The sequence below is a fragment of the Candidatus Neomarinimicrobiota bacterium genome (assembly GCA_022560655.1).
GTDB lineage: Bacteria > Fidelibacterota > Marinisomatia > SCGC-AAA003-L08 > TS1B11 > JADFSS01.
Map to the genome: position 1 here is coordinate 1 of JADFSS010000111.1, position 5,129 is coordinate 5,129.

Sequence of the window (5,129 nt, forward strand, 5' to 3'; positions counted from 1 at the left end):
ATCGGGCAAGCACAACGACCTGGAGGAGGTGGGGGTAGACAGCTACCATCACACTTTCTTCGAGATGTTGGGCAACTGGTCCTTCGGCGACTACTACAAGGCCGAGGCCATCGGGTGGGCCTGGGAGCTGCTCACCGTGGTGTGGGGCATGGACAAGGCCCGTCTGTGGGCCACGGTCCACGACACCGATGACGAGGCGGCTCGGCTGTGGACCGAGGTCACCGACATTGCCCCGGACCAGGTGCTCCGGTTCGGCGACAAGGAAAATTTCTGGGAGATGGGGGCCACCGGTCCCTGCGGCCCCTGCTCCGAAATCCACTACTACGACGGGCCGGATATGACCGACATGCAGGCCGAGGGGGTCAACGCCTGGCCCGAGTTCAAGGAGCTGTGGAACCTGGTCTTCATCCAGAACAACCGCCTGGACGACGGCTCATTGGCGGACCTGCCCGCCAGGCACGTGGACACCGGGGCCGGCCTGGAGCGCATCGTAGCCGTCCTGCAGGGCCAAGGCTCCAACTACGCCACCGATCTGTTCAGCCCCCTCATCGATCACGTGGCCCAGCTCACCGGCGTCCCCTACACCGAAAAGGACGGCGTGGCCCATCGGGTCCTGGCCGATCACATCCGTATGCTCAGTTTCTCCCTGGCGGACGGCGCCATCCCCAGTAACGAGGGCCGGGGTTACGTGGTGCGGCGTATCCTGCGGCGGGCGGCCCGGTTCGGCCGCATGTTGGGTCGGCATGAGCCGTTTATCTACAAATTGGTGGACACGGTCGGTGAGGTGATGGGCGCGGCCTATCCCGAGATCATCGAGAAACGGAAACATGTTGAAAATGTCATCAAAGCCGAGGAGATCGCTTTTGGCGAGACCCTGGACCGGGGCCTGGAAGAATTTGACCGGGCCACAGTGGCCCTCCATGACGGCGACACCCTTTCCGGTGATGAGGCCTTCAAACTCTATGATACCTACGGCTTCCCCCTGGACCTCACCCAGCTCATGGCCCGTGAAAATGGACTGGAGGTGGATACGGCCGGTTTTGACGAGGCCATGGCCGCGCAACGGCAGCGGGCGCGGCGCGGCGGCAAAAGTCAGCCGGAAGTCCTCGAAATGGCATGGCAAACGGTCACCCCGGGGGAGAGTTCTGCCTTCCTGGGCTACGAGACCACCGAGAGCGGAGCGACCATCCGCCAGTATCGCCTGGGCGCTGAGGGCCTGGCGGAGGTGCTGCTGGACCGGACCCCCTTCTACGGTGAGGCCGGGGGCCAGGTGGGCGATACGGGTGTCATCACCGGTAAGGGTTTTGAGTTCCGCGTGGAGGATACCCAGCACCAGGTCGTCAATGGCCGGGACGAGATTGTGCACAGCGGGCGCTTGGTGGGGGGCGATCTGCAGGGCAAAAAGAAGGTGACTGCAACGGTTGACGGTGACCGCCGCCAGGCCATTCGCCTGAACCACACGGCCACCCATCTGCTGCACAAGGCGCTGAAAGTGGAGCTGGGTGAGCACGTGCAGCAGGCGGGTTCGCTGGTGGCACCGGACAGACTGCGGTTCGATTTTTCCCACTTCGATAAGCTCACCGACGCCCAGGTTGCCAATATCGAACTGCTGGTCAATGGGGTGATCCGCGCCAATCATGAGGTCGGCACCGAGATACTCAGTTTCGACGAGGCCCGGAAAAGTGGCGCCGTGGCCATGTTCGGCGAAAAATATGGCGATGAGGTGCGGGTGCTGGACGTGCCGGACTTCAGCCGGGAACTGTGCGGCGGCACGCACGTGGACCGCACCGGTGACATCGGTATGTTCAAGATCACTTCCGAGACGGCCCTAGCCAGCGGCGTGCGGCGTATGGAGGCGGTGACGGGCGCGGGTGCGGTGGAACATTTCCAGTCACAGGCTGCTCTGCTGAACAGCCTGAGTCAGCACTACCATACCAACCCACAGGATCTGGTCTCCCGCATTCAGCAGGATCAGGCTAGGCTGAAGGATCTTGAGCGGCAACTCAAGCAGACCACCCGCCGCAAGAGCCGCGATCTGGTGGGCGAACTGTCAGCCCAGGCGGTGGAGGTTGGAAAAGTAGCGGTGGTGGCTGCACCGGTCAATGACATCGCGGATGTGGATCAGTTGAAGGACCTTGCCGTGGCGATCAAGGATCGCTTGAAGTCTGCGGTGGTTGTCCTTTACGCTGATGTGCAAAACAAGGCCCAGGCAGTGATCGCCGTTACCGACGACCAAAAGGGCAAATTGCCTGCTGGAGCCATTGCCAAGGAGGTAGGGCGCCTGTTGGGTGGTGGTGGCGGCGGCTCGCCCATTATGGCCACGGCCGGGGGTGCCGACCTGGCGCTGATGAAGCAGGCGGTGAGCCAAACGCCAGAACTGATTTCCAACCAGCTAGGAAACGCACCATGAACCCGGATACCCGGCTCATTATCGACCGCTCCGTACCCGGCCGTGTGGGGGTGAAAATCCCTCGCACCGATGTGCCGGCTAGCGACCCTGCCGGTGTCCTACCGGCTCATCTGTTGCGGCGGAAGCCGGCGGAGTTGCCCGAGGTCTCAGAGCCGGAGGTGGTGCGTCACTATGTCAATCTGTCCATCAAGAACCACCACGTGGACAGGAACCTGTACCCCCTGGGCAGCTGCACCATGAAGTACAACCCCAAACTCAACGACGCCATGGCCTCATTGGATGGCTTTACGCAGCTGCACCCGCTGCAATCGGAGGCCGGCTCACAGGGTGCTCTGGCTGTGATCTATGCCCTTGAGCAGGGGTTGAGGAAGATCACCGGCATGTATCGCTTTACCCTGCAACCGGCGGCAGGCTCCCAGGGCGAGTTGGTGGGGGTTCTCATGATGCGCAGCTACCATGCATCCAGGGGTTCCCAGCGGCGCTTCATCATCATACCGGATTCCGCTCACGGCACGAACCCCGCCAGCGTTGTCATGGCCGGCTATGAGACGCTGAAGGTAGCCACCGACGGCAGGGGCCGCGTCGACCTGGACGATCTGAAGTCCCAACTCAGCGCTGAGGTGGCGGGCATGATGCTCACCCAACCCAATACGCTGGGACTGTTCGAGGATGAAATCGCCACTATTACCGAGCTGGTGCACGGCGTGGGGGGGCTCATGTATATGGACGGCGCCAACCTCAACGCCCTGATCGGCCTTGCCCGGGCGGTGGACATGGGCTTCGACATTACCCATATCAATCTGCACAAGACCTTCTCCACACCCCACGGCGGCGGCGGCCCCGGCTCGGGACCCATCGGCGTGGTGGCAGAGCTGGCGCCGTTTCTGCCCCAGCCCCTGGTGGAGGAGCTACCCGGGTCGACCTCAGCGGATGGCGCGCCCCGCTACCGCTGGTCGGACGGCCACCCCGACAGCATCGGCAGACTGCATGGCTACCACGGCAATTTCGGGATGCTGGTGCGCGCGTACACCTACCTGCTCTCCCTGGGCGAGGAGGGCCTGCGGAGCATGTCGCGGCGGGCCATTCTCAACGCCAACTACCTCGCCTCCCGCCTCACCGACCACTTCGAGCTGCCCCACGGCGAGGGCATCATGCACGAGTTTGTGCTGTCCGGCGGCAGCCAGAAACAGCGCGGCGTGCGCACCCTGGACATGGTCAAGGCCCTGCTGGACTACGGTTTCCATGCGCCCACGGTCTATTTTCCCCTGGTGGTGCCCGAAGCAATGATGATTGAGCCCACCGAGTCTGAGACCAAAGACACCCTGGACGACTTCGTCGCCGCATTGCGCGATATTGACCGCCTGGTGGACGAGGACCCCGAATCCCTGCGGGCTGCGCCGGTGACGACGCCCGTGGGCCGCCTGGACGAGACCAAGGCCAATCGCCAGCTGGATGTGCACTGGGATCAGGGTCGCGGCTAGCGCCTTGCCCGTGCATCATCCACGTGTTACTTTCGCTTATCCAATACTCCGCACGCAATCATTTTGCCGGGGCCGCACTATGAATCTCCGACTCACCGCTAGGCGTCTCACTTACTGGCCAGCAGTCTTGCTTACGCTGGCGCTTCAAACTACCACGTTGCCTGCACAAGCTATCCCCATTGCCATCCTCGACTTTGACGGCTTCGGCATCTCCCAGACTGAAGCCATCGCCCTCACCAACCGCCTGCGCAACGAGCTCTTCCGGCTGGGCCGGTTCGAGGTGGTGGACCGGGGCATGATGGAAAATATCCTGTCCGAGCAGGACTTTCAGCAGACCGGCTGCACCTCCAACGATTGCCTGGTGGAGGTGGGCCGTCTGTTGGGCGCCCGGCAAATGGTGGGCGGCAGTATCAGCAAGGTGGGCGGCACGTTCACCGTCTCGGCGCGGCTGGTGGACGTGGAGACGGGGAAGGTGCTCAGCGTGTCGGACTTCGATCTGCGGGGGGAGCTGGACGACCTGCTCACCCGTGGGATGGCCCAGGTGGCGGCCAGGCTGTCACCGGCTAAAGGGGATATGGAGCTGCCGCAAGCCATAACCGCCAAAGTACTCGTGTCGCAGCCCGCGTCGGAAGTGCGGCAGCCGACCGCCGGGCAGGCTCGAATGGTTGCCCGTCCGTCGTCAGCGGCCAGGCCCCGATTTCAAGTGGGGATTGGTTTTTCTGTAAATTACAAAGCTAGTGGGACTATTTGGGGCAGCTGGTTTCCCATGGACGGCATACCATGGGGAAAATTGATGCTGCTGCCCGTCGTGTCTGGTGGCCTATTGTATTTGGAATCTTTCTCCGATCTTGATCCCTACTACTGGGAACACACGGCACTCTACGCGCTGGTAGGCGCTCAATTGCGGCGTCAGGGTCAGCACCTGGGGTATGGGCTTGTTGCAGGTGTGGGTTTTGGATTTGGTGAAGAATATGAAGAGTATGATGGTTACAATGGTGAGTTCTATGAGTACTATGAGAACTATTATGACACTGGCGGCCTGGTTCTTTCCCTGGGTGGTCAGCTGACACTGAAACTGGGGCCTATTCATCTGCTGACCCAGGCTGACCTATTCGTTGATGATGCGAGCGCTGCAATCCTCTTTCATTTCGGCCTGCAGCGCTGAGCGATATATCCATGCGCACCATCATCCACACTGACCTGGCTCCCGAGGCCGTGGGACCCTACAGCCAGGGGGT

The 5,129-nt window shown here is 62.1% G+C and carries 3 protein-coding genes; all 3 read left to right on the forward strand.

What is annotated here, in order from left to right:
- Nucleotides 1-2,410 (forward strand): alanine--tRNA ligase (gene alaS, locus IH971_10845; protein MCH7498329.1); only part of this gene is annotated, 2,410 nt, incomplete at its 5' end.
- The gene (gene gcvPB, locus IH971_10850; GenBank protein ID MCH7498330.1) at nt 2,407-3,891 is read left to right on the forward strand and encodes an aminomethyl-transferring glycine dehydrogenase subunit GcvPB; all 1,485 of its coding nucleotides are present in this window, start codon (nt 2,407-2,409) and stop codon (nt 3,889-3,891) included. The genes alaS and gcvPB, both read left to right, overlap by 4 nt.
- Nucleotides 3,892-3,970: 79 nt before the next feature.
- Nucleotides 3,971-5,056 carry a DUF2380 domain-containing protein gene (locus IH971_10855; protein ID MCH7498331.1) on the forward strand — a complete coding sequence of 362 codons (1,086 nt, stop codon included), beginning with the start codon at nt 3,971-3,973 and terminating at the stop codon, nt 5,054-5,056.
- The last annotated feature ends 73 nt before the right edge of the window (nt 5,057-5,129 follow it).